Annotated in this window: 14 protein-coding genes; 10 read left to right on the forward strand and 4 right to left on the reverse strand. The window is 65.2% G+C overall.

Going from position 1 to position 25,150, the window contains the following annotated elements; all coding sequences use genetic code 11:
• Positions 1 to 196 precede the first annotated feature (196 nt).
• The 3 genes from KHO27_RS00635 (at position 197) to KHO27_RS00645 (ending at position 16,396) form a co-directional block, all read left to right on the forward strand.
• Entirely contained in the window at positions 197 to 15,481 is a 15,285-nt protein-coding gene (locus KHO27_RS00635) for an autotransporter-associated beta strand repeat-containing protein (RefSeq protein ID WP_250888396.1), read from the forward strand.
• Positions 15,482 to 15,902: 421 nt separating this feature from the next.
• On the forward strand, positions 15,903 to 16,148 hold the full coding sequence (locus KHO27_RS00640) for a hypothetical protein (RefSeq protein WP_214501016.1): 246 nt from the start codon (positions 15,903 to 15,905) through the stop codon (positions 16,146 to 16,148).
• Positions 16,145 to 16,396: a DUF3077 domain-containing protein gene (locus KHO27_RS00645; RefSeq protein WP_110700541.1), complete on the forward strand. Its 252-nt coding sequence runs from the start codon at positions 16,145 to 16,147 to the stop codon at positions 16,394 to 16,396. Before KHO27_RS00640 ends, KHO27_RS00645 begins: the two co-directional genes overlap by 4 nt.
• 102 nt (positions 16,397 to 16,498) lie before the next feature.
• Here KHO27_RS00645 and KHO27_RS00650 read toward each other — a convergent pair whose 3' ends face one another.
• The gene (locus KHO27_RS00650) at positions 16,499 to 17,812 is read right to left on the reverse strand and encodes a hypothetical protein (protein WP_214501017.1); all 1,314 of its coding nucleotides are present in this window, start codon (positions 17,810 to 17,812) and stop codon (positions 16,499 to 16,501) included.
• A gap of 352 nt (positions 17,813 to 18,164) precedes the next feature.
• On the opposite strand from KHO27_RS00650, the gene KHO27_RS00655 reads away from it, so the two are divergent.
• The 3 genes from KHO27_RS00655 to KHO27_RS00665 all read left to right on the forward strand — a co-directional run bounded on the left by KHO27_RS00655 (position 18,165) and on the right by KHO27_RS00665 (position 19,975).
• Entirely contained in the window at positions 18,165 to 18,728 is a 564-nt protein-coding gene (locus KHO27_RS00655) for a GNAT family N-acetyltransferase (RefSeq protein ID WP_110700539.1), read from the forward strand.
• Between the two features lie 50 nt (positions 18,729 to 18,778).
• Positions 18,779 to 19,318 carry a hypothetical protein gene (locus tag KHO27_RS00660; protein WP_110700537.1) on the forward strand — a complete coding sequence of 180 codons (540 nt, stop codon included), beginning with the start codon at positions 18,779 to 18,781 and terminating at the stop codon, positions 19,316 to 19,318.
• Between the two features lie 117 nt (positions 19,319 to 19,435).
• Positions 19,436 to 19,975: a hypothetical protein gene (locus KHO27_RS00665; RefSeq protein WP_110700535.1), complete on the forward strand. Its 540-nt coding sequence runs from the start codon at positions 19,436 to 19,438 to the stop codon at positions 19,973 to 19,975.
• A 5-nt stretch (positions 19,976 to 19,980) separates the two neighbouring features.
• Here the strand turns inward: KHO27_RS00665 and KHO27_RS00670 are convergent, their stop codons facing one another.
• Positions 19,981 to 20,448, reverse strand: a complete 468-nt coding sequence (locus tag KHO27_RS00670) for a DMT family transporter (protein ID WP_214501018.1) — start codon at positions 20,446 to 20,448, stop codon at positions 19,981 to 19,983.
• Between the two features lie 91 nt (positions 20,449 to 20,539).
• Here KHO27_RS00670 and KHO27_RS00675 point away from each other — a divergent pair, with 91 nt between their 5' ends.
• The 4 genes from KHO27_RS00675 (at position 20,540) to KHO27_RS00690 (ending at position 22,859) form a co-directional block, all read left to right on the forward strand.
• Positions 20,540 to 21,460, forward strand: a complete 921-nt coding sequence (locus KHO27_RS00675; protein ID WP_214501019.1) for a LysR family transcriptional regulator — start codon at positions 20,540 to 20,542, stop codon at positions 21,458 to 21,460.
• Between the two features lie 34 nt (positions 21,461 to 21,494).
• Entirely contained in the window at positions 21,495 to 21,881 is a 387-nt protein-coding gene (locus tag KHO27_RS00680; RefSeq protein WP_110700528.1) for a lysozyme inhibitor LprI family protein, read from the forward strand.
• A 117-nt stretch (positions 21,882 to 21,998) separates the two neighbouring features.
• The gene (locus KHO27_RS00685; protein ID WP_110700527.1) at positions 21,999 to 22,439 is read left to right on the forward strand and encodes a Panacea domain-containing protein; all 441 of its coding nucleotides are present in this window, start codon (positions 21,999 to 22,001) and stop codon (positions 22,437 to 22,439) included.
• 63 nt (positions 22,440 to 22,502) lie between these two features.
• Positions 22,503 to 22,859 (forward strand): hypothetical protein, encoded by a 357-nt coding sequence (locus KHO27_RS00690; RefSeq protein WP_146603125.1) that lies wholly within the window; start codon positions 22,503 to 22,505, stop codon positions 22,857 to 22,859.
• A 73-nt stretch (positions 22,860 to 22,932) separates the two neighbouring features.
• Here the strand turns inward: KHO27_RS00690 and mnmH are convergent, their stop codons facing one another.
• On the reverse strand, positions 22,933 to 24,045 hold the full coding sequence (gene mnmH / locus KHO27_RS00695) for a tRNA 2-selenouridine(34) synthase MnmH (protein WP_214501020.1): 1,113 nt from the start codon (positions 24,043 to 24,045) through the stop codon (positions 22,933 to 22,935).
• A complete protein-coding gene (gene selD / locus KHO27_RS00700; RefSeq protein WP_110700523.1) occupies positions 24,045 to 25,079 on the reverse strand; it encodes a selenide, water dikinase SelD in 1,035 nt (344 codons plus the stop codon). Before selD ends, mnmH begins: the two co-directional genes overlap by 1 nt.
• Positions 25,080 to 25,150: the final 71 nt, after the last annotated feature.

A 25,150-nucleotide genomic window follows, 5' to 3' on the forward strand; every position in this document is an offset into this window, starting at 1 on the left:
CGCCTCGACAAAGTATTAACACCATTTGACCGGCTTCGACGCCAAACCGCCCGCCCCTGAGCGGCTACACATTCCTTCAAAGGATATTCGTAGCCATAGATCAGGTGTTTCGGCCGCCGCGTGTGTCACTGCTCTTGCCCAACCCGCTGTGCACGCTTTCAAGGACTGAATCGCCTGATCCACGAAGGAGCTCTCCGTGGACAGTCGCGCCGCCCCCCGTTCGCCCGCCCGTTTCTCCCAACTGTCGCTGGCCGTCAGCCTGGCCGTGACGGCCATGGCCTTTGGTCTGCACGGTGAACAGGCGCTGGCCGCCTGCAGCCTGGCCGGTTCCACGGTGACCTGCAGCGGCGCGGCCAACCCGCTCGCGCCGAGCTATTCCAACAGTGGCAGCGGCCTTACCGTCAACGTCAACACCGGTGCCTCGCTGGGCGTGCTTTTGGGCGTGGGCGGCACCGCGCTGTCGCTTACCGGCAACAACATCACGTTGAACAACTCCGGTACCGTCAACCCGTCGTTGCTGGGGATCCTGAGCATCCAGTCCACCGGCGCCGTGATCGGCAACACCAGCACTGCCAGTACCATCAACATCACCAACAATGCCACGGGTGTAATTCGCGGTACCGGCGCCGTCCTCGGCGCCAGCCTGTTGAACCTCACTGGCATGGCCCTGGACGTGCGTAACGCTGCCGGTGGCGTCACCACCATCAGTAACGCCGGCAGCATCGGCTCCTCGGCGTTGGCTAGCTTGACGATCCTGAGCGAGGACACCCCGGTCATCGCCGTGAGCGGGGGCGGGTCGGTAAACTTCACCAACACCGGCACCGTGCTCGGTCGTACAGCATTTCAGGCGTCGGCAGCCGGCAACACCTTCACCAACGCCGGGAGCCTGACCGGCAGCCTGTCCATGGGCGCGGGCAGTACCAACCGCTTCAACGCCATCACCGGCTCCAGCCTCAGCGCGGGAGCCGGCGTCGGTGTTTCGCTGCTGGTCACCAGTAACCCCAACCTGGCCTTTGCGCCTGCAGGGGTGGTCGACGGCGGTGCCGGCGGCACCAACACCCTGGCGCTGCAGAACGCCATCGGTGGCGGCAGCGGCACCAGTGGCAGCGGCACCATCAACGCCTCGAACTACATCAACTTCAACCGCCTGATCGTCGACAGCGGTACCTGGTCGCTGATCGGGCAATTGCTTAACGGCACCACCCAGACCACCCTCAACGGTGGCTTGCTCAACTTCGACAACGCCAGCGCCTTCGGCACCGGTGGCATCACGGTGAATGGCGGTGGTCTCGCGGGCACGGTGGCAGGCCTGGGCCTGAACAACGCGCTGACCTTGAATGCCGGCCTGAACGTGGGTGGCGCCACCGACATGGCCCTCAACGGCGTGGTCTCGGGTGTCGGCGGCTTGACCAAGACCGGTGCCGGGCTGCTCACCCTTGGCGCCAGCAACACCTACAGTGGCGGTACCACCCTGGCCGCTGGCGGCCTCAACCTGACCAGCGCCACGGCACTCGGCAGCGGCGGGCTGACCGTCAGTGGCGCCGGCAGCCTGCAAGGCAGCGTGCCGCTGGTGTTGAACAATGCGGTGGCGCTGAACGCGGCCTTGACCCTGCCCGGCAGCAACGCACTGACCCTTGGCGGCGTACTCAGCGGCACCGGCTCGCTGGTCAAGAGCGGCACCGGCAGCCTGACGCTCAATGGCCTCAATACCTTCAGTGGCGGCACCTCCCTGGGCGGCGGAACGCTTACCTTGGGTAGCGACACGGCGTTGGGCAGCGGCGCCCTGACGGTGACCGCCAGCAGCATCCTGGACAGTGCCTCGGCGCTCAACCTGGGCAACGCGATTGACCTGAGCGCAGGCACGCTCACCCTCGCTGGCACGAATGCCACCACCTTGGGTGGCATCATCAGCGGCACCGGTGCGCTGGCCAAGGCGGGCGCCGCTGACCTCACCCTCAATGGCGTAAATACCTACAGCGGCGGTACCAGCCTGGCGGGTGGCAAGCTTACCGTCGGCAACAGCAGTGCGCTTGGCACTGGCGCGCTGACCCTGGGTGGCAACGCCAGCCTCGATGCCAGCAGCGCGGTAAGCCTGGGCAACGCCATCAGCCTTGGCGCCAACACCCTGAACCTGCTCGGCACCAGCGCCACCACCCTGGGTGGCGTGATCAGCGGTACCGGTGCGCTGGTCAAGAGCGGGGCAGGGGACCTGGCGCTGAACGGCAATAACACCTTCAGTGGCGGCCTCACCCTCAATACCGGCAAGCTCACCGTCGGCAACAGCAACGCCCTGGGCACCGGCGCCCTTACCCTCGGCGGCAACGCCAGCCTGGATGCCAGCACCGCCGTGAGCCTGGGCAACGCTGTCAACCTTGGCGCCAATACCCTGAACCTGCTGGGCACCAGCAGCACTACGCTGGGCGGCGTGATCAGCGGCACCGGTGCGCTGGTCAAGAACGGCAGCGCCGGGTTGACCCTCAACGGCAGCAACACCTTCAGCGGCGGCACGACCCTCAACAGCGGTGTCCTCACCGTTGGCAACAACAACGCCCTGGGCACCGGCGGCCTCACCTTGGGCGGTAATGCCAGCCTGGATGCCGGCGTGGCGGTGAACCTCGGCAACGCCATCGACCTGGCCGGCAACACCCTGACCTTGCCTGGTACCAGCGCAACCACCCTGGGCGGTGTGATCAGTGGCACCGGCGCGCTGGTCAAGAACGGCAGCACCAACCTGACCCTGGGTGGCGCCAACACCTTCAGCGGTGGTCTCACCCTTAACGCCGGCACCCTGACCCTGGCCAGCGCCACGGCGCTCGGTACCGGCGCCCTGACCGTGGGCGGCGCATCGACGCTGGCCAACACCGCAGCGATGACCTTGGGTAACGCCGTCAACCTGGGCGGCAACCTGACCCTGACAGGCGCCAACAACCTCAACCTGGCCGGGACCCTCAGCGGTACCGGTGGCCTGGTCAAGAACGGCAGCGCCAGCCTGACCCTCAGCGGCAACAACACCCACAGCGGCGCCACCGCGCTCAACGCAGGCACCCTGGTGTTGGGCAGTAACACCGCGCTAGGCACCGGCGTGCTCAACGCCGCGGCCAACACCACCCTCGACACCAGCGTCGCCGGGCTGAACATCGGCAACGGCCTGAACCTGGCCGGCAACCTCAACCTGCCCGGCAGCAACGACCTGACCTTGAGTGGCGTCATCGCCGGCAGTGGTGGCCTGAGCAAGGCCGGCAATACCACCCTGACCTTGACCGGCGCCAACACCCACAGCGGCTCCACCTTCCTCAATGGCGGCACCCTGGTGGTCGGCAGCAACACGGCGTTGGGTACCGGCATCCTCAACACCGCCGTGGGGACTCACCTGGACGCCAGCACCGCGGTCAGCCTGGCCAACGACGTCATTGCCGCCGGCCCCCTGACCATCGACGGCACTGCCAACCTCGGGCTGAGCGGCGTGATCAGCGGCATCGGTTCGCTGGTCAAGAACGGCAACGCCAGCCTTACCCTCAGTGGCAGCAACACCTTCACCAACGGCACCCAGCTCAATGCCGGTACCTTGGTTCTCGGCAGCAACACCGCACTGGGCATCGGCAGCCTGAGCTTGGGCGGCAACGCCAACCTGGACACCAGTACCGCCGTCTCGGCGACCAACAGCATCAGCTTGGGTGGCAACACCCTGACCGTGCTGGGCAGCAACGCCACCACCCTGACCGGGCAGATCAGCGGCACCGGCGCCCTGGTCAAGAGCGGCAGTGCCGGCCTTACGCTCAATGGCAACAACACCTTCAGCGGCGGCACCACCCTGAACGCCGGGCTGCTGACCCTGGGCAACAGCAATGCCCTGGGCACTGGCGGCCTGACCCTGGGCGGCAATGCCAGCCTCGACGGCAGCGGCACCTTGAACCTGGGCAATGCCATCAACCTCGCCGGCAACACCCTGACCCTGCCAGGCAGCAACACCACCACCTTGGGTGGGGTGATCAGCGGCACCGGCGCACTGGTCAAGAACGGCGCCACCAACCTGACCCTGAGCGGCGCCAACACCTTCAGCGGCGGCCTCACCCTCAATGCCGGTACCTTGACCCTGGCCAGCGCCGCCGCGTTGGGAACCGGCGCGTTGACGGTCGGTGGCGCATCGACCCTCGCCAACTCGACGGCGATGACCCTGAACAACGCCGTTAACCTCGGTGCCGACCTGACCCTGCCGACCACCAGCAACCTCACCCTGGCCGGCACCCTCAGCGGCACTGGCGGCCTGGTCAAGAACGGCAGCGCCACCCTGACCCTGAGCGGCAACAACACCCACAGCGGCGCCACCACCCTCAACGCCGGCACCCTGGTGGTCGGCAGCAACACGGCACTGGGCACCGGCGCGCTCAACGCCGCCAACAACACCACGCTGGACACCAGTGTGGCCGGGCTGAACCTTGGCAACGCGCTCAACCTGGCGGGCAACTTCATCCTGCCCGGCAGCAACGATTTGACCCTGAGCGGCGTCATCGCCGGTGCCGGCGGCATCACCAAGAATGGCGGCACCACCCTGACCCTGACCGGCAACAACAGCAACAGCGGCATCACCCGCCTGAACGCCGGTACGCTGGTGGTCGGCAGCAACACTGCGTTGGGCACCGGTACCCTCAATACCCTGGCCGGTACCCACCTGGATGCCAATACGGCGGTAAGCCTGGCCAACGACGTGAACATCGCCGGCCCGTTGACCATCGATGGCAGCGCCGACCTGGGCCTGAGCGGCGTGGTCAGCGGCATCGGTTCGCTGGTCAAGAACGGCACCGCCAACCTGACCCTGAGCGGCAACAACCTCTACACCAACGGTACCCAGCTCAATGCCGGCACGCTGACCCTGGGCAGCAACACCGCGCTGGGCATCGGCGCCCTGACCGTGGGCGGCAACGCCAATCTCGACGCCAGTACCGCCGTCGCCGTGACCAACGGCATCAGCCTGGGTGGCAACACCCTGACCGTGCTGGGCAGCAACGCCACCACCCTCGGCGGCCTTATCAGCGGCAGCGGTGCACTGGTCAAGAACGGCAGCGCCGTGCTGACCCTCAACGGCAACAACACCTACAATGGCGGCACCACCCTCAATGCCGGCACTCTGATCCTGGGCAACAACAACGCCATCGGCGGCGGCGCCTTGAGCGTGGGTGGCAATGCCAGCCTCGACTCCAGCGCTACCCTCAACCTCGGCAACGCCATCGCCCTTGGCAACGGCGCCACCCTGACCCTGCCAGGCAGCAACACCACGACCTTGGGCGGTGTGATCAGCGGTGCCGGGGCCTTGACCAAGAACGGCAGCAGCAATCTGACCCTGAGCGGCGCAAACACCTTCAGCGGTGGCCTGAACCTCAATGCCGGCACCCTGACCTTGGCCAACGCTGCGGCGCTGGGCACCGGCGCATTGAACGTCGGCGGCGCCTCGACGCTGGCCAACAGCGTGGCGATGACCCTGGGCAACGACGTTAACCTCGGCGCCAACCTGACCCTGGGCGGCAGCAACAACCTGACCCTGGGCGGTGTGCTCAGTGGCACCGGCGGGTTGATCAAGAACGGCGTTTCCGGCCTGACACTCAGCGGCAACAACACGTTCAGCGGCGCCATCGACCTGCTTGGCGGCAGCATCACCACGGTCGGCAACACGGCCCTGGGCAATACCTCGGCGGTCAGCGTCGGCGCCGGCACCAGCCTCAATCTCGGTGCCAGCGCCACCATCGGTGGCCTGAGCGGGGCCGGTACGGTGAACATCGCCGGCGGCGGTGACCTGACCCTGGGCGGCAACAACCTCAACAGTGTGTTCAGTGGTGCCCTGGCGGGCAGTGGCGGGCTGATCAAGACCGGTACTGGCAGCTTCGAACTGTCCGGCGTCAACGTGCTCGGCGGCAATACCACGGTCAATGCCGGCCTGCTCAACGTCACGGGCTCGCTGGCCAGCCCCAGCGTGCAGGTCAACAGCGGCGCCAGCCTCGGTGGTACCGGCAGCCTGCTGGGCGCAGTCGACATTGCCAACGGCGCGCACCTGCTGGCCAACAGCGGCGCGACCCTCAGCACTGGTGCGCTGACCCTGCACAGCGGTTCGATCCTCGACTTTGGCCTGGCATCGCCGGCCACCGGCGGCACCGCAGTGGTCAGCGTCAATGGCAATCTGACCCTGGACGGTACCCTTAACGTCACCGACCTAGGCGGCTTCGGCACCGGTATCTATCGGCTGTTCGACTACACGGGCGGGTTGGTGGACAACGGCCTGCTGATCGGCAACGTGCCGGGTGTCGTGTTGCCCGGCGACCTACAGGTGCAGACATCCATCGGCAGTCAGGTCAACCTGCTGGTCGGCGGCGCCACCGGCACCGTGCAGTTCTGGGATGGGGCGCAGAGCGTGCCCAATGGCGTGATCGACGGCGGGACCGGTACGTGGAACGGGGGGAACACCAACTGGACTGATGTCAACGGCGTGCTCAATGGCAGTTGGGCCAGCGACTTCGCGGTCTTCCAGGGCACCGCGGGCGATGTCACCGTGGTCGGCACCCAGGCCGCCACCGGCCTGCAGTTCGTCACCAACGGCTATCGCCTGATCGGCGCCGGTGGCCTGGACCTGGTCAACGGCAGCAACGGCGCCTTTGCCTTGCGCGTCGATCCGGGCGTCACCGCGACCCTCAACGTTGGCCTCTCTGGCAGCGGCCAACTGGCCAAGCTCGACAGCGGCACGCTGGTGCTCAATGGGGCCAACAGCTATACCGGCGGCACCCTGTTCAATGGCGGCACGGTGGTGGTCGGCAACAACACTGCCTTCGGTACAGGCACGGTCAGCACCGCCAACGGCACTATCCTGGACAGCAATACAGCTGTCACCCTCGGCAACGCCTTCAGCCTCAGCGGTGCCCTGACTGTCGCCGGTTCCGCCGATCTGGGCCTGTCCGGCGTGGTCTCGGGGATTGGCAGCCTGAACAAGAACGGCGGTGCCAACCTGACCCTGGGCAATGCCAACACCTACAGCGGCGGCACCAGCCTGGGTGCCGGTACCCTGACCCTGGGCAACGCCCAGGCGCTGGGCACTGGGGGCCTGACCGTTACCGGCGCCTCAAGCCTGGACGCCACCGGTAACCTGGCGCTTGGCAACACCGTCGCCCTGAACGCCAACCTCACCCTGCCGGGGAGCAACGACCTCACCCTCAACGGCGCGCTCAGCGGCACCGGTGACCTGATCAAGGCTGGTGCCGGTACGCTCACCCTCAACGGCAGCAACAGTCAGCAGGGCATTACCAGCCTGAACGGTGGCACCCTTGTGGTAGGCAGCAACACTGCGCTGGGCACGGGTGCCCTGAACGCAGCCGCCGGCACCACCCTCAGCAGCAATGCCAACGTCACCCTGGCCAACCAGGTCAACCTGGCCGGCAACCTGACCGTCGCCGGGGCGCAAAACCTGACCCTGGGCGGCAACGTCAGCGGCGTCGGCGGCCTGACCAAGACCGGCAGCGGCACCCTGACCCTGAACGGCACCAATGGCCATCTGGGCAACACCAATCTCAATGCCGGCACCCTGGTGCTCGGCAGCGCCAGCGCCCTCGGCCTCGGCCAGCTCAACGCGGCTGCCGGGAGCACACTGGACAGCGCCTCGGCACTCAACATCGGCAACACCATCAACCTGGGGGGCAACCTCACCATCGCCGGCAGCAACGACCTGGGCCTGGGCGGGCTGGTCACGGGGGCCGGCAGCCTGACCAAGAACGGCGCCGGCAACCTCACCCTCAGTGGCGCCAACACCTTGATTGGCGGCGTGACCCTCAATGCCGGCACGCTTACCCTGGGCAACAACCAGGCCCTGGGTACCGGCAACCTTGTCGTCGGCGGCGCCAGCAACCTGGCCACCACGGGTGCCTTGACCCTGGCCAACCAGGTGACGCTCAACGACACCCTGGGCCTGACCGGCACCAACGACCTGACATTGAACGGCGTGATCAGCGGTACCGGCGGCCTGACCAAGACCGGTACCGGCAACCTGACCCTCGGCGCTGCCAACACCTATCAAGGCAGCACCACGCTGGGCGCTGGCACCCTGACGCTGGGCAACAACACCGCGCTGGGCACGGGTAGCCTGTCGGTGACCGGCAACAGTACCCTGGCCACCACCGGGGCGCTGCAACTGGCCAATGCCATTGGCCTCGGCGCCGCTGCCACATTGGCTATCAACAATGCCCAGACCCTGACCCTTGACGGTGTGATCAGCGGTGCCGGGGCGCTGAACAAGCTGGGTGCCGGGCAGTTGGTGCTCAATGGCAGCAACACCTACGCCGGCGGCACCTCGCTGCAGGCCGGCAGCCTGCTGCTGGGCAATGCCGGCGCGTTGGGCAGCGGGGCCTTGACCGTCAACGGCGCCGCCGGCCTCGACGCCAGCCAGGCGCTGGTACTGGCCAATGCTGTCAACCTCGCCGGTGGCAACCTGACCCTCGGCGGCAGCCAGGCGCTGACCCTCAATGGCGTGGTCTCCGGCAACAACGGCCTGGTCAAGAACGGTGCCGCCAGCCTGACCCTCAACGGCAACAACACCTACAGCGGCGGCACCACCCTCAATGACGGCTCCCTGGTGGTCGGCAGCAACACCGCGCTGGGTAGCGGCGACCTCAGCACCGGCGCCAACACCAGCCTCGATGCCGGCGGTGCGGGCGTCACCCTGGCCAACAACGTGCACCTGGGCGGCACCCTCAACCTGCCGGGCAGCGCCGACCTGACCCTCACCGGCGTGGTGGATGGCGTCGGCGGCCTGAACAAGGCCGGTACCAGCACCCTGGTCCTCAACGGCGCCAACAGCTACCTGGGCGGCACCACCCTCGGTGCCGGCCGGCTGGTGGTCGGCAACGACAACGCGCTGGGGCAGGGCGCCCTGACCGTCGCCGGGGCCTCGTCCCTCAGCAGCGGCGCCAGCACCACCCTGGCCAACAACGTCACCCTCAACGCTGGCCTGACCGTCGATGGCGGCAATGACCTGACCCTCAACGGCGTGATCAACGGCACGGCAGGCCTGACCAAGAACGGCAGCGGCAACCTGACCCTCAATGGCAACAACGGCTACCAGGGCGGCACCCAGCTCAACGCCGGGCGCCTGACCCTGGGCAGCAGCGGCGCACTGGGCACCGGCACCCTGGCGGTCACCGCCGATGCCACCCTGGCCAACAGCTCGGCCATGGCTTTGGGCAACACCGTAGCCCTGAGCAACGGCGCCAACCTGACTGTTGAAACCGCAAATGCGCTGATCCTCAGCGGCGACCTCGGCGGCAGCGGCAATCTGGTCAAGACCGGTGTCGACGACCTTACCCTGGTCGGCGTCAAGACCTTCACTGGCAACGTCGACATCCAGGCAGGTTCCCTCACCACGCTCGGTAGCGATGTGCTGGCCAACGTCGACACCCTCAATGTCGGCGCCAGCGGCCAGCTCAACCTTAATGGCAATGCCAGCCTTGGCAGCCTGACCGGCAGTGGCCTGGTCGATGTTGGCGTCGGCAGCGTCCTGAGCCTGGGCGGCAACAACCTCAGCAGCACCTTCGCTGGCGCCCTCAATGGCTTGGGCGGCCTGACCAAGGTCGGCAGCGGTACCCTGACCCTGACCGGTAGCAGCAACCTGGCCGACAATACCCAGGTCAACGCCGGTACCTTGAAAGTCGACGGCACCTTGGGCAGCAACCTGCTGACCGTGGCCAGCGGTGCGACCCTTACCGGCAGCGGCACCGCCAATGCCTCGGTGGTGATCGACAACGGCGGCCACCTGGCCGGGCAGAGCGGCGCGACCCTGGGCCTCGGCAGCCTGGTGCTCAACAGCGGTTCGATCGTCGATATCGGCCTCGGCTCGCCGTCCACTGGCGCCACCGCGCTGTTCAACGTCGGTGGCAACCTGACCCTCGACGGCACGCTCAATGTCAGCAGCATCGGCGGCTTCGGCAACGGGGTGTACCGCGTCTTCGACTACACCGGCGCCCTCACCGACAACGGCCTGGACTTCGGCAGCCTGCCGCTGGGCGTGGGCCTGGGCGACGTGACCTTGCAGACCGCCCTGGCCAACCAGGTCAACCTGCTGGTCAGCGCTGCGGGGCTCAATATCCAATTCTGGGATGGCAGCCAGAACGTGCCCAACGGTCAGGTAGACGGCGGTGTCGGCGTGTGGAATGCCGGCAATACCAACTGGACTGACCTCAACGGCCTGACCAACACCACTTGGGGCAGCACCTTCGCGGTGTTCCAGGGTACAGCCGGCGATGTCACCGTCGACGGCAGCCAGACGGTCAACGGCCTGCAGTTCGTCAGCGATGGCTACCGCCTGCTGGCCGGCACCGCCGGTGTGCTCGACCTGATCAACGGCACGAGTGGCGACACCAGCGTGCGGGTCGACCCGGGTGCCACGGCGACCCTTGATATCGGCCTGACCGGCGTCGGCAAGCTCAACAAGCTCGACAGCGGTACCCTGGTGCTCAACGGCAACAACAGCTACAGCGGCGGTACCGTGCTCAGTGGCGGCACTTTGATCGTCGGCAGCAACACGGCCCTGGGCAACGGTGCGCTTGAAACTGCGGCGGGTACCACCCTCGACAGCAACGCCTCGGTCGCGCTGGGCAATGCCATCACCCTGGCGGGGCCGTTGAACATCGCCGGTAGCAACGACCTGACGCTGGGCGGCAACATCGGCGGCGCCGGTGGCCTGGTCAAGGCTGGCAGCGCCCGGCTGGCGCTGGCCGGCAACAACACCTATGCCGGCAACACTGCGCTCAATGGCGGCACCCTGGTGCTGGGTTCCAATACCGCGCTGGGCAGCGGCAGCCTGAATACCGTGGCCGGCACCAGCCTGGACAGCAGCCAGGCCGTGACCTTGGCCAACAGCGTCAATGCCACCGGTGACCTGACGATCCTGGGCAGCAACGACCTGACCCTCGGCGGCACCGTCGGCGGCAGCGGCCGCCTGCTCAAGGCCGGCCTCGCCCGCTTCGCGCTGATGGGCGCCAACACCTACAGCGGTGGTACCGAGCTGCAGGCCGGCACCTTGGTGGTTGGCAATGATGCCGCCCTTGGCAGCGGCGGCCTGGATGTCACCGGTAACGCCAACCTCGACAGCGCCAGTGCCGTCACCTTGGCCAATCCGGTCAATGTCAGCGGCGTGCTCAACGTGCTGGGCAGCAATGACCTGCACCTGGCCGGCGTGCTCAGCGGCGCCGGTGAACTGAACAAGAGCGGCCTGGCTGACCTGACGCTGTCGGGCAACAACACCTTCAGCGGCATCCTCAATATCCTGTCCGGCAGCCTGAGCACCGTCGGCACCACCGCCCTCGGCACCCAGAGCGAGCTGAATGTCAGCAGTGGCGCCAGCCTCAACCTCGACGGCAACACCACGCTGGGCGAAATCGGCGGTAGCGGCGCGATCCAGATCGCCGCCGGCAACAGCCTGACGGTCGAGGGCGGCGTGTTCGGCGGCAACATCAGCGGCAGCGGCACCCTGAACAAACTCGGCAGCGGCACCCTGGCACTGAACAGCGCCAACAGCCACACCGGCACTACCAACGTGCAGGGCGGCGGGCTGAAGGTGGATGGCTCGCTGGCCAGCGGCACGGTCAACGTGGCCAGCGGCGCCAGCCTCAGCGGCGTCGGCAGCCTCGGTGGTTCGGTGACCGTGGCTAACGGCGGCAACCTGGCGGCCATCGGCGGCAGCACCCTGAACGCCGGCAACCTGGTGCTCGACAGCGGCGCCAACTTCAACGCTTCGCTCGGGGCACCGTCGGCTGATGGCACCCCACTGGTCAACGTGGCCAACGACTTGACCCTGGGTGGCACCCTCAATGTCACAGACATCGGCGGCTTCGGCGCCGGCGTGTACCGCCTGTTCGCCTACGGCGGCAGCCTCACCAACAATGGCATGAGCTTTGGTACCACGCCGGTGCCGGTCACCGACCTGACGGTGCAGACCGCCGTCGCCAACCAGGTCAACCTGGTGGTCGGTGGCGCCAGCAACGTGTTGTTCTGGGACGGCAGCCAGACCGTGGCCAACGGCGTGATCGAGGGCGGCAGCGGCGTCTGGGATGCCACCAACACTAACTGGACCGACGCCAACGGCGTGCTCAACGGCACCTGGAACGATACCTTCGCCGTGTTCCAGGGCGCCCCCGGCACTGTCACCGTGAACGGCAGCCACAGCATCACCGGCCTGCAGTTCGTCACCGACGGCTATGTGCTCAATGCGGGGACGGCCGGTGAACTGCTGGGCAACGGCACCACCAACCTGCGGGTCGACAGCGGCGCCACCTCCACCCTCAACGTCGCCCTCAACGGCACCGGCAGCGTCGCCAAGCAAGACGGCGGCACCCTGGTGCTCAACGCTGCCAATGGCTACAGCGGCGGTACCGCCCTCAACGGCGGCACCCTGGTGCTAGGCAACGATAGCGCGCTGGGCAGTGGCGCCCTGACGGCCGCAGGCGGCACCACGCTGGACAGCAACAGCGCCGTGACCTTGGCCAACAATGCCGTGCTCAACGGTGCACTGGCCATCGCCGGCAGCAACGCCCTGACCCTCAACGGCGTGGTCAGCGGTACCGGTGGGCTGATCAAGAATGGCGCTGGCCTGTTGACGCTGAACGGTGCCAACACCTACAGCGGCGGCACCCAGATCAACGCAGGCGGCGTGGTGGGCAATACCACCAGCCTGCAAGGCGCGATCCTCAACAACGCAGCCCTGACCTTCGAGCAGAACGCCAATGGCAGCTACACCGGCAACCTCACCGGTACTGGCACCCTGACCAAGAACGGCACCGGCGAACTGCTGCTGACCGGCATCAATGGCCTGACCGGCGCGACCCAGGTCAATGCCGGCAGCCTGCTGGTCAATGGCCGCCTCGACAGTGCCACCGTGCAGGTCGCCACCGGCGCCCGCCTGGGCGGCAGCGGTACCTACGGCGGCGCCGTGCAGATCGCCAATGGCGCCACCCTGGCTGCCGGCCAGAGCGCCACGCCGCTCACTGTCGGCAGCCTCGACCTGGCGTCGGGCAGCGCCCTGGACTTCAGCCTCGGCGCCCCGGCGGCCTCCACCACCGTGGTCAAGGTCAACGGCAACCTGGTGCTGGACGGCACGCTGAACATTACCGATGCCGGTGGCTTCGGTACCGGTGTCTACCAACTGTTCAGCTACGGCGGCACGCTCACCGACAACGGCCTGGTGTTCGGTGCCATTCCGGGCAGCGTGGTCCTGGGTGACCTGAGCCTGCAGACCGCTATCGCCAACCAGATCAACCTGGTGGTGCAGAACTACGGCGAAGAGCTGCAGTTCTGGAATGGCGGCAAGACCAACCCCGATGGCAGCATCGGCGGCGGCAGTGGTACCTGGGGGCCGAACACCGGTTGGACCAACGCCAGCGGCACCAGCAACGAAGGTTGGAGTGGTGGCTACGCGGTCTTCGGCGGTACTCCGGGCACCGTCACCGTGGTGGGCAACCAGTCGTTCGAGGGCTTGCAGTTCCTCAGCAACGGCTATCAGGTCGTGCCGGGTGCTGGGGGTAGCCTGACGCCGGTCAACGGTAGCGATGGCAGCTTGGCGCCGGTGCGTGTCAACGCTGGCGGCACCGCCACCGTCAGCGTGCCGCTGGTCGGTAGCGGCGGCATCGAGAAACTCGACGCTGGCACTCTGATCCTCTCGGGCGCCAACACCTACAGCGGTGGCACCACCGTCAGTGGCGGTACCCTGGTCGGCAACACCACCAGCCTGCAGGGCAGCATCCTCAACAACGCCAACCTGGTCTTCGCCCAAGGCAGCAATGGCACCTTCAACGGCACCCTCAGCGGTACCGGCACCACCACCAAACAGGGCGGCGGTACCTTGCTGCTGACCGGCAACCAACCATTCAGCGGCGCCTTCAACGTCAACCAGGGCGTGCTCCAGGTAGGCGATGCCGCCAATCCGGGCAGCAACCTCGCAGCCCAGGTCACGGTGGCCAACGGCGCCGCGCTGACCGGCAACGGCACCGTCGCCGGGCTGACCAACAACGGCACCGTGCTGCCAGGGCCTGCCGGCAACCTCAACGTGTCGGGCAACTTCACCAACGGCGCCACCGGCACCCTGGTGATCGACCTCGGTACCTCGCCGGTGAACTACCTGAATGTGGGCGGCACCGCCAACCTCGGCGGCAGCCTGATGGTCGCCAACCTGGCCAGTGGCAACGGCCAGTACACCGTGGTCAGCGCCGCGGGCGGGGTAAACGGCACCTTCGCCACCACCAACCTGGCCAACTCGGCGTTCCTCAACAGCTCGCTGGACTACGGTGCCAACCAGGTGACCCTGTCGGTCAGCCGCAACGGCAACTCCTTCGCCGATGTCGCCGCCACTGGCAACCAGCGTGGCGTGGCCACCGCGCTGGCCAGTGCCGGGGCGCCGGCCGAACTGGTCAACAACCTGCTGCCGTTGGACCGCCAGGGCGCCCAGGCGGCGTTCGACAGCCTGTCCGGCGAGATCCACGCCAGCACCGCGACCGTGTTGATCGAGGACTCGCGCTACGTCCGCGACGCGGTCAATGACCGCCTGCGCCAGGCCGACTGCACCCACCAGGACGACCCACGTCGCACCCTGGCGCCGACCGCCAACCAGCAACTGACCAGCGAAGGCTGCCAGGGCCAGGCCGTGGGCTGGATCCGCGCCATCGGCGGCTGGGGCACCTACGACGGCAGCAGCAGCCATGCCAGCGTCGACCGCGACCTGTCGGGCTTCATGCTCGGTGTGGACCGTGCGCTGGACGATGAGTGGAAAGTGGGCGCCGCCGCCGGCTACACCCGCTCGAGCATCGACGCGCACCGTCGCCGCTCCGACGCCACGGTGGACAGCTACCACCTCACCACCTACCTCGGCTACCAGCTGGATGCCTTCGCTGCTCGCCTGGGCGTGGCCTACAGCTGGCACGACATCGACACCAAGCGCGATGTCACCGTGGGCAGCTACGACGACCGCCTCAAGGCCAAGTACAAGGCGCGCAGCGCCCAGGTGTTCGGTGAGGTGGGTTACGCCATCGATGCCGGCGGCATTGCCCTGGAGCCGTTCGCCGGGCTGGCCTATGTCAACTACGACAGCGACACCGCCCATGAGAAGGGCGGGGCAGGGCGGCTGGAGGGCAAGGTCGACCAGGATGTGACCTTCTCCACCCTTGGCGTGCGCGCTGGCAAGCGCATCCTGCTCGACAACGGCAGCACCATCACGCCGCGGTTGTCGGTGGGCTGGCGCCATGCGTTCGGTGACGACAAGCCCGATGCCGATCTGCGCTTCATCGGTGGCGGCGACGGTTTCAGCACCGAGGGTGTGCCGATTGCCAAGGACGCGGCGGTGGTCGAGGCCGGGGTGGACCTGTCGGTGGGCGCGAGCGGCAAGCTCGGGGTCGGCTACTCCGGGCAGCTGTCCAGCGAAAACCGCGACCATGGCGTGGTGGTGAGCTTCAGCATGGGGTTCTGATGTAGCTTGCAGGGCCGTCGTGTGGCCCATCGCGGGGCAAGCCCGCTCCCACGATCAAGTCTCGTGGGGGCGGGCTTGCCCCGCGATACGTTTCTGCATGCGTAAGATTTTTCCGAAATTGAAACCAAATCCTTCAGTCAGTCAGCGCTTCGGACCTATCCTACGCGCCTGCCGGAAGGCTCTGAATTGGCCGGGAAATACATCAGGGGTACCGTCACTGGGTCGTCACATTTGGCGACCGGGTGTGAGAAGCCCGTCCATGTCCAGATCCAGGTTGCCTGTTATGGCAGCCGTGCGCGCGCAGACTTCGGTCTGGCCGTGGTGTCTGGACACGGTCTTCTCACCTCGCGTACGGCTGCCACCCTTGTCTGTGAGAAGGATGCTGGTGGTTGCTCTAGAAACCCTTTCCAGAGTAACAACTATGAAAAAACTAGTACCTGATCCACCCTATCCAATCCCCTTCGTCACCATCATCGCTGACCTCGACCCCGAGGAAGCCATGGCCCACGCCAATAAGCTGATGCACACCCTCAGCGACACCGTCCACGCCTACACCGTCTGCCAGCGCGACGCGCGCCTCGACGTGATGATGGACAGCGTCGAGATCCTCGGGCAACTGGTCATCGCGCTGGTCCGCCACGCCCGGGCCAAGGGGGCGCCGGTATGAGCGACGAGCACAAGCACGGCCCGACCCAAGGCAAGACCACCTGCCTCGAGATCTTCTGTATCCAGCCCGGCATCCCGTTCGACCACGCCTTCAGCGACTTGTCGGTGCTGCTCGGCTGCGTGGCGCATTTCACCACCGAAGCGGAAATGGAAGGGGATCTCATGGCCGGCAGTGCCGCACGGATTCTCAGTGGGTTGGCCAAGGGGCTGATTGATGATATGGAACTGGGTCTGAATCGCAGCAAGTGAAAGATGCCCTTGTCGAGGCGCAGCGTCAGCCGTCGACAGGGGCGTTTCAGCAAGCCCAGAACGCGTGTGGAGTGTATTTGACGATATGAAGCGCACCCTGATTTATGCCTGGAAAACCACGCCGGGCGAGAACTTTCTTGAAGTACCATCATCCTGAAGAATGGAAAAATTACCACAGACGGTTCTACTTTTATCCGAAGTCAGCCAGTCTCTGGGAATGGGTACATAGTGAAAGTCCCCATCATGATCAATTGTGAGCTCTGCTTGCCTTAGCTCTCTGCCCTCTGCATGCCAATAGACTTGAACTATACTGCCTACAGCTATGCCATGGTAGGACAAATTATACCTGGGGGCGATGTCTGCGAATGACAGGTAGACTGGCGGTGCCATGGTTATGTCGTGGCCAATTATCTGTACATTCAGTGGAATTGAGGTCCACGCCTTTTCATTGTTCTCATCTATCTGGCGGCTGACATGGTAATGAACGATTGCAGTCGTGCTCAGGGAGGATATGAAAATGCCAAAGGGTATCTCAACTGTCTGGTCTTCCAGTTCGCTGGCTTCTTCTTGCGATGAACGATAGCTCAGGTGTGGTAGATCAATAGATATCGCTATCTTGTCTCCGTTCATGCCTGTGTATTTTGGCACGATTATCTTGATGGGGGCGCCTGGCTGTGGAGGTAGTTTACCTTCAAGTTTTGGAGGAATGATTCCATAATCGACGCTTAACTCCAAGGTTGGTGAGGTTTCTCCGTTTACTGTATAGCGGAGTGTTAGCGAGCCTCCGGCGATCGCTTCGACCAGGCCCTTGGCAATACTGAACACTGTATGTTGTGCTCCCGCTGCTTCAGCTGGTGGTTCGAGTTCAATCGGTGTTCCATCACCATTGGTTGCGATGATTGCAAGTAAGATCTGATCACCTTCCACGATAGGCGCTACTGTCTTGATCAGTACCGTTGCTCCATCTTCTCCCACTCTATCAGGACTCAATGCTGAATCAATGGCTTCTATGACTTCAGGAGATTTGAGCTCTGGTTCGGGTGTGACAGGTGTACCATCGATTACAGTGATGTTCAGTGAAGGGGACTTGAGGTCAGGTGCGATTTCATAATCAATTACTGCGCTCCCGCCCACTACAGCCTTTGCGAGGTCATTTTCCAGTTCAATCTTGAGACCGTTGAAGATATCAGGCCATTGTACGGGATGCTTTTTGTATTCGGGATCTAGCTCATCTCCGTCAGCGGTGGTGCCCAGCCATGTCAGTTTCAGTTCTTTGTCGACGGCGTCGGAGGGTAGGTCTCTAATGATGGTATTGAAATTTTTGCCGTTCAGGTCGTACCAGTTTAGCTTTCCGCTGGGCGCTTCTTCTATCTCAGGTTTTTCCAGGGATTGGGGGGTGTTTTTTTCAATAGACATGGCCGTTTCCAAGTAGGATAGTGCGGTTCAATGATTGCCTACGTCGCGCAGGTGTATGTAAACCTGACTGTGCCCGCACGTCCCTACATGTAACATAGTCCCTTATGTCTGCCACCTGGTAGAAATGCTAGGTCAGGCACCGGTTATGAAATCTGCTTCGCAGGGGGATATTCAATGTTACCGATGCCAGGGTCTCAGATATTGGTGGACCCATCGAGGCAGGCGCTATTGAGTGCATGAGTGGATAACTTTCGTTATCCACCAATCCTTTCGGCCTATCTCGCACGCGTGCGTCCGGGTATCCACTGACGCTAGACTGTCATCCTCCCCACCACCGGACAGGAGTCCCGGCGTGCCCGACCCCCGCAGTTTCCCCAGCGACCTGTGCCTCGACAGCCCACGCCTGCAGTTGCGCCCCATGCGTCATGGCGACGCGCAGCAGTGGCTGACCATCATGGCCGACCCCGAGGTCATGCGTTACTGGTACCACGCCCCCTGGCAGACCCTGGCCGAGGCCGAGAGCGCCCTGGCCGCCGACCGCGAGGCGTATGCCGCCGGCCAGTTGCTCAAGCTGGGCATGTACCGCCGTGACAACGGAGAGCTGATCGGCATGGTCCAGCTGTTCAACCTCGAAGAGGCCTCGCGCCGGGGCGAAGTCGGCTACTGCCTGGCCAAGTCCGCCCAGGGCCGGGGCTACATGGACGAAGCGCTGACCTGCTTCATCGACTACCTGGCCCACACCCTGCACCTGCGCCGCCTGGAGGCGGAAATCGACCCGCGCAACCAGGGCTCGGCACGTACCCTGGAGCGCCAGGGCTTTGTCCTGGAGGGCACCCTGCGCGCCCGCTGGTGCGTGGCCGGCGAGCTGTCTGACTCGGGGCTTTACGGTCTGTTGCTCGAACCGCCTGTCGCCTGACGCCCGCTTGCGCTATGGTCGCGCCTTTCGCTGCTGGATGGAGCCTGCGCGTGCCTGCTTTTTATGTGATGTTCACCCTTGTGCTGTTCCTTCTTTGCCTGTGTTTCGATGGCCTGCTGATGGGCGTCGACGGGCATATGCCGGCGTTGCAGATACTGCTCATGGGCCCATGGGGCATTGCCTTCGGGTTGTACCAGTGGTTTGCCAATCCGTTGTTGGGGCTGGCAATCCTCGCCCGCCGGCGTTTTCGCCGGGTGGCGCTTGGCGCTGGCCTGATCGCCCTGGGCCTGGCGCTCAGTTGCCTGGGCATCGAGCGGCTGCCGGACAACCGCAGCTATGATTTCCTGCCGCTTACCGGTTTCGGCCCCGGCTACTACCTGTGGACACTGGCAATCCTGCTGTTCTGCCTGGGGCAGGGGTGGTGGTGCCGCAAGGCGCAGACGGCCCAGGATATGCCGCGCTGGCGCTGGTTCGATGTGCTGCTGATCGCGGTGCTGACGAGCACGATCTACGTGGCGACCAAGATGCCCAGCCTGGGGGTACAAATTCGCAGTTCCGACGAGCCAATGGAGCAGGTACAGGCAGGCTGAACTCTCCAGATTGGCTGCGCGGCCTTTTTGTCGGAGGGCGAGACGCGCCTTGGGTTTGGAAAGACGGCAAAGGCTGGGTTAAGGTCGCAGCTCGTCCGCTTTTACCAGGTGCCTGACTTGCCCGCTTTCTACCTGACCACAAGCCTCGCCCTGTACCTGCTGAGCCTGGCCTTCGATGGTGCCCTGACAGGCGCAGGGCGACATGTACCGGCATTGCAGATGCTGCTTTACGGCCCGTGGGGTATCGCCTTCGGCCTGTACCAGTGGTTCGCCAACCCACTGCTGGCGTTGGCGATTCTTGCCCACCGACGGTTCCGCCGCCTGGCGCTGGGGTGCGGCCTGCTGGCGCTGTATCTGGCGGCCAGCAGCTTCGCGATCACCCGCTTGCCGGACAACCAGAGCTACGCCTTCCAGGATGTGACCGGTTTTGGCGCGGGCTTCTACCTGTGGTTGCTGGCGATCCTGGTGTTTTGCATGGGGCAGCTCTGGTGGTGCTGGAAGGCGCGTTCAGCAGCGGATGTCCCGGGCTGGGGCTGGCTCGATGTGGCGCTTATCGCTGCCCTCAGCGTGGCGCTGTATGCCGGTACGCAGATGCCGTCGCTGCGTTTCGAGCCGCACAAGGTGATCGTGCCGCCGGAGCAGCCGCAAAGCTTGTGATGGCCTTACCGCGCCGTCCCCCATTGCACCACGATCATCCCGACCACGATCATCCCCATCCCCGCCAGTCGCAACAGGTTAACCGGCCGCTCCGGCAGTCCCATCAGGCCGAACTGGTCGATCAGCAGCGACGACAGCACCTGCCCGGCCACCACGCAGACGATGAACCCCGCCGCGCCTAGCCGCGGCGTCAGCACCAGCGCGGCGGTGATGTACAGCACCCCGGCGACCCCGCCGAACCAGGCCCACCAGGGCGCATGGGCCAGTTGCTGCACCTGCGGCAGCGGCGCGCGCATCAGCAGCAGGGCCGGCACCAGCATCAGCAGGCTGACCAGCAAAGAAACACCGGCCGCCCACAGCGGATGGCCGAGCAGGCGTCCGAGCGCGGCGTTGCTGCCCGCCTGAAACGGCACGGCGGCCCCGGCAAGCAGGGCGATGAGCAAGGGGAGGGCGGCGAAGAGGCTGGCGGGCATGGTGTCTACTCCTGATGAAAACACTGGCGTCAGTCTTCGCTATGCATTTGAATGATGGAAATTCGAACGTTGCACAGGCTGTATTCGTGGCATGGATGATTTGCGCCGTATCGACCTCAATCTACTGCTGTCCCTGCACGCCCTGCTCAGCGAGCAGCATGTTTCGCGTGCGGCATTGCGCCTGCACCGCAGCCAGCCGGCGGTCAGCCATGCGTTGGCGCAGTTGCGCGAGATCTTCGCCGATCCGCTGCTGGTTCGACGCGGTGGCCGCTTGCAACTGACGGCCCGCGCCGAAGCTCTGCACGCGCCGTTGCAGGAGGCTTTGCAGCAACTCGACGGATTGCTCGGCACGCCGGGCTTCGAGCCGGCGCGGGCCCGGCGTACCTTTCGCCTGGCCATGTCCGACTATGGCGCCCGTGTGGTGTTGCCAGCGTTGATGCGCCTGCTGCGACGCGAAGCGCCGGGCATCGACCTGGTGGTGTCCCAGGGCAGCCGCGAGGCGATGCTCGGCCAGTTGATCGACGGCGAGGCGGACCTGGCGCTGGGTGTGTTTCCGGAGTTGCCGACAGAAATGACCCAGCAGGTGCTGTTCGAGGAGTCCTTCGTCTGCCTGGCCGACCGCGCCAGCCTGCCGCCCCGCGGCGGCCTGGCGCTGGACCCGTGGCTGGCGCGCCCCCATGTGCTGGTGGCGGTGCGCCCCGGCATCGACAACGAGATCGACCAGGCCCTGGCCACCTTGGGCGCGCGTCGGCGCATCGCCTTGACCCTGCCGCATTGGGGCGTGGCCCAAAGTGTGATTGCCGGGACCGACCTGGTGCTCACCGTGGCCCGGCGCAGCCTCGTTGGTGCTCGCCTGGACCCGGCCCTGCGCCAGTTCGCGCCGCCCCTGGCGATCTCGCCGTTCGCCTTCGCCCAGGCCTGGCACTCGCGGCGCGACGGCGATGCCGGGCACCGCTGGCTGCGGGCGCAAATCCAGGCGCTGTGCGTGAACGAAGGCGGAGCAGAATGCTAGGCTGTGCCGCATTCATTTGCGAAAAGGAAAGCCCATGTTCAAGCATTGCCTGGTCGGCGCCGCCGCCCTGCTGATCGTTGCCGGCGCCCAGGCCGAGGACTATTCGCCTACTTACACCCAGTGCATGGACAAAGCCTCCAGCACGCTGGCAATGGGCGCCTGCATCCAGGCCGAAACCCGGTTGCAGGATGACCGGCTGAACCGGGTCTACAAGCAGCTCATGGCCAAGCTCGACAGCCAGCAGCAGAAGGACCTGCGCGAAGTACAGCGCACCTGGATGAAGTACCGCGACGGCAACTGCGCGTTCCACGGCAAGTTCAGCAACGGCAGCATCTACCGCATCGAAGGCGCGATGTGCGAGATGGACATGAGCAAGGACCGGGCGGCGGAGCTGGAACGGGTGCTCAGCCCGGGGCAGTAGCGCAGCATCAGCTTACAGATTGGCGGGTGAACTGGTCGGCTGAAGGGTATCGCCGCGACGCTGATGGCTGTATTTTTGTACAGCTCATGGACAGCACGTTCACCAAGGGAGGAGCACATGCCTGAAAGCATCGATGTCGCCAATTACTTCCTCACCCTGGAAGGCGAGACGGGTGAGATCTCGAACCTGAAGCTGCAGAAGCTCGTCTACTACGCGCAGGGCTTCAGCCTGGCCTTGCTGGGCGCCCCGTTGTTCGAAGAGCGTATCGAGGCCTGGATGCATGGCCCGGTCGTGGCCGACCTCTACCGTCGGTTCAGCCAGCATGGCTCGAACCCGGTCCCGATGCCTGCAGTGTTCGAGCCGACCTGCTTTTCCAGGGATCAGACCCGCCTGATCAAGGAGGTCTTCGAGGTCTATGGGCAGTATTCGGCGTGGAAGCTCCGTCAACTGACCCATGAAGAAGACCCCTGGCGGGACAACTATCAGGAGGGCGCTTTCAGCCGGGAGATTCCCCGGGACGAAATGCAACGGTATTTCAGGAATCACCTGGTGAACTGAGCGATGGTACGTAAGCGGCTCAAGGAGCGAGATGCCCAGGGAAATCAGGTAAGGGCACGCCACATGGCTGGCGAGTCTGACGAGTCGGACCTGCGCCCCCCGGTGTTCTCACTGGAGTATCTGCAATCAGGTTGGTGCATTCAGGACTGCCAGCAGGCAGAGCGCGCCAGGATGCTCGAGCGCTTGCGTCAGATCAGTCAGCGCACGTGGCGAGAGATCCGCCAGCTCGATCGCCATGGCTATGGTACGGAGACGATTTCGCGCGGCAGTATCAGGGCTGTATTGCCTTCATTCCTCACTGAAGATGTTCGGCTGCTGGCGTTCAGGGCTTTCGACCTGGTGGCGATGGTGGGGTACCGCAGTGGGCGGATTTTTCATGTGATCTGGATAGATCGTGAGTTCAAGTTGTACAAGCATTGACGCGGAGTACAGTGACCCCTTTGGTTGGGCGGGCAAGCCCGCTCCAACAGGGGAGTAGGAGCGGGCTTGCGAGTCAGGCGCCGCGTTGCTCACGCAGTGCCCGGGCCTTCAGGTACTCACGCACTTCCACCCCGTCTCCGGCGAACTCGATCCGCTGTGCCTTGGCCGCCCGCTGGTAGGCGTACATCGGATCGTAGTATTCCTTGAGCAGCCCTTCGATCCACCCTCGGTGCAGGCTCACGTCACCACTGCGCAACTGCTCCTCCAGCGCCTGGTCGAGCAACGCCGACAGCCGCTGGAAGCGCTCGCCGCCCAGGCGCTTGTAGATGTTGGCCATGCTCTGGCGCATGCGTTCGGCGAACAGCGGGCCGCCGGCCTCTTCACCGTGCACGGCGATGAACTCGGCGCACAGGTTGATCACGTAATCGCGCAGGATGCGTTCCACGCGATGCGCGAAGCTGTCTTCGAGCCACACCAGCGGATAGCGTTGCATGCCCTGGTAAAGCTCCAGCGGCACCGCGCAGCTGCCGACCACGCGGCCTTCGTCCTCGAGCACGAACTGGTCGATGCCACGCTCGCGTTTCTTCAGGATGTCGATGGCCAGCGTATTCTCGAAGTCGATCTGCGCCGGCTGTGCGGTGGCGCGCTTGCCGAAGCTGGAGCCACGGTGGTTGGCGTGGCCTTCCAGGTCCAGCACGTTGTCCAGCTGGAGCAGCACGTCGGTCTTGCCGGTGCCGGTCAGGCCGCCCAGCAGCACGAAGTGGCAGTGCTGCACCGCTTGCTGGGTGGTTTCCAGCAGCAAGGTGCGCATGGCCTTGTAGCCGCCCACCACCTTCGGATACTGGATGCCGGCTTCCTTGAGCCAGCCCTGGACGATCTGTGAGCGCAACCCGCCACGGAAGCAGTAGAGGTAGCCGTCGGGATGAGCCTGGGTGAATGCCGCCCAGGCCTCCAGGCGCTGCTCTTTGAGCGCGCCGTTGACCAACTGGTGGCCCAAGGCAATGGCGGCGGCCTGACCCTGCTGCTTGTAGCAGGTACCGACTTTCTGCCGCTCCTGGTCGTTCATCAGCGGCAGGTTGACGGCGCCGGGGAAAGCGCCCTTGGAGAATTCGATCGGCGCGCGCATGTCCATCATCGGCACGTCGTCGAGGAACAGCTGTTTCAGCTCGGTGCAGTCGGGGCGCATCAGATCACCTCGACTGCGTGGCTCTGTCGCTCGACCAGCTCGCCGATCGGCGCCAGTTCGAGCCCGAGCTCCCGTGCCACGGCGAGGAATTCGGCCTCGCCCTGCGGGCTGACTGCCACCAGCAGGCCACCGCTGGTCTGCGGGTCGCACAGCAGGTGCTTCTGCTCGTCGCTCAGTGTGCCGATCTTGTGGCCGTAGCTGTCGAAGTTACGCAAGGTGCCGCCTGGGATGCAGCCCTCGGCCAGGTAATGTTCGACGCTGGGCAGGCGCGGCACCGCAGCGAATTGCAGGCGCGCGGTGAGGCCGCTGCCCTCGGCGACTTCGACCAGGTGGCCGAGCAGGCCGAAGCCGGTGACGTCGGTCATCGCCTGCACGCCGTCGAGCTTGCCGAAGCGACTTCCCGGTGTGTTGAGGGTGCACATCCAGTCGCGGGCCAGGCCCTGGTCCTGTTCGCGCAGCTTGGCTTTCTTCTCGGCGGTGGTGAGGATGCCGATGCCCAGCGGCTTGGTCAGGTACAGGCGGCAGCCGACGCTGGCGGTGTCGTTGCGCTTGAGGTTGCGCTTGCTCACCACGCCGGTCACGGCCAGGCCGAAGATCGGTTCCGGGGCGTCGATGGAGTGGCCACCGGCCAGTGGGATGCCTGCCTCTGCGCAGACCGCGCGACCACCGCGGATCACTTCGCGGGCGACCTCCGGCGGCAATAGGTTGATCGGCCAGCCGAGGATGGCGATGGCCATCAGCGGGTCGCCGCCCATGGCGTAGATGTCGCTGATGGCGTTGGTGGCGGCGATGCGACCGAAGTCGTACGGGTCGTCGACGATGGGCATGAAGAAGTCGGTGGTCGACACCACGCCACGCTCGTCATCCAGGGCGTAGACGGCAGCGTCGTCGCGCGAGGCGTTGCCGACCCAGAGGTTCGGGTCCAGCGCCTGGGTGCCGCTCTCGGCGAGGATCACATCCAGGACCTTGGGAGAAATCTTGCAGCCACAGCCAGCGCCGTGGCTGTACTGTGTCAGACGAATCGGCTCGCTCATGTGCACCTCGACTTTTCGTGATGCGCGATTGTAGCAAAGCTGACCTTTGTGCCTGCGGCTCTTATACTTCC

It is taken from the genome of Pseudomonas sp. RC3H12 (genome assembly GCF_018596375.1).
Lineage (GTDB): Bacteria > Pseudomonadota > Gammaproteobacteria > Pseudomonadales > Pseudomonadaceae > Aquipseudomonas.

Coding starts and splice junctions, on each gene's coding strand:
- KHO27_RS00650 (WP_214501017.1), bottom strand. CDS start 17,812: ATGTCTATTGAAAAAAACACCCCCCAATCCCTGGAAAAACCTGAGATA.
- selD (WP_110700523.1), bottom strand. CDS start 25,079: ATGAGCGAGCCGATTCGTCTGACACAGTACAGCCACGGCGCTGGCTGT.
- KHO27_RS00680 (WP_110700528.1), top strand. CDS start 21,495: ATGTTCAAGCATTGCCTGGTCGGCGCCGCCGCCCTGCTGATCGTTGCC.
- KHO27_RS00670 (WP_214501018.1), bottom strand. CDS start 20,448: ATGCCCGCCAGCCTCTTCGCCGCCCTCCCCTTGCTCATCGCCCTGCTT.
- mnmH (WP_214501020.1), bottom strand. CDS start 24,045: ATGCGCCCCGACTGCACCGAGCTGAAACAGCTGTTCCTCGACGACGTG.
- KHO27_RS00645 (WP_110700541.1), top strand. CDS start 16,145: ATGAGCGACGAGCACAAGCACGGCCCGACCCAAGGCAAGACCACCTGC.
- KHO27_RS00675 (WP_214501019.1), top strand. CDS start 20,540: ATGGATGATTTGCGCCGTATCGACCTCAATCTACTGCTGTCCCTGCAC.
- KHO27_RS00690 (WP_146603125.1), top strand. CDS start 22,503: ATGGCTGGCGAGTCTGACGAGTCGGACCTGCGCCCCCCGGTGTTCTCA.
- KHO27_RS00685 (WP_110700527.1), top strand. CDS start 21,999: ATGCCTGAAAGCATCGATGTCGCCAATTACTTCCTCACCCTGGAAGGC.
- KHO27_RS00640 (WP_214501016.1), top strand. CDS start 15,903: ATGAAAAAACTAGTACCTGATCCACCCTATCCAATCCCCTTCGTCACC.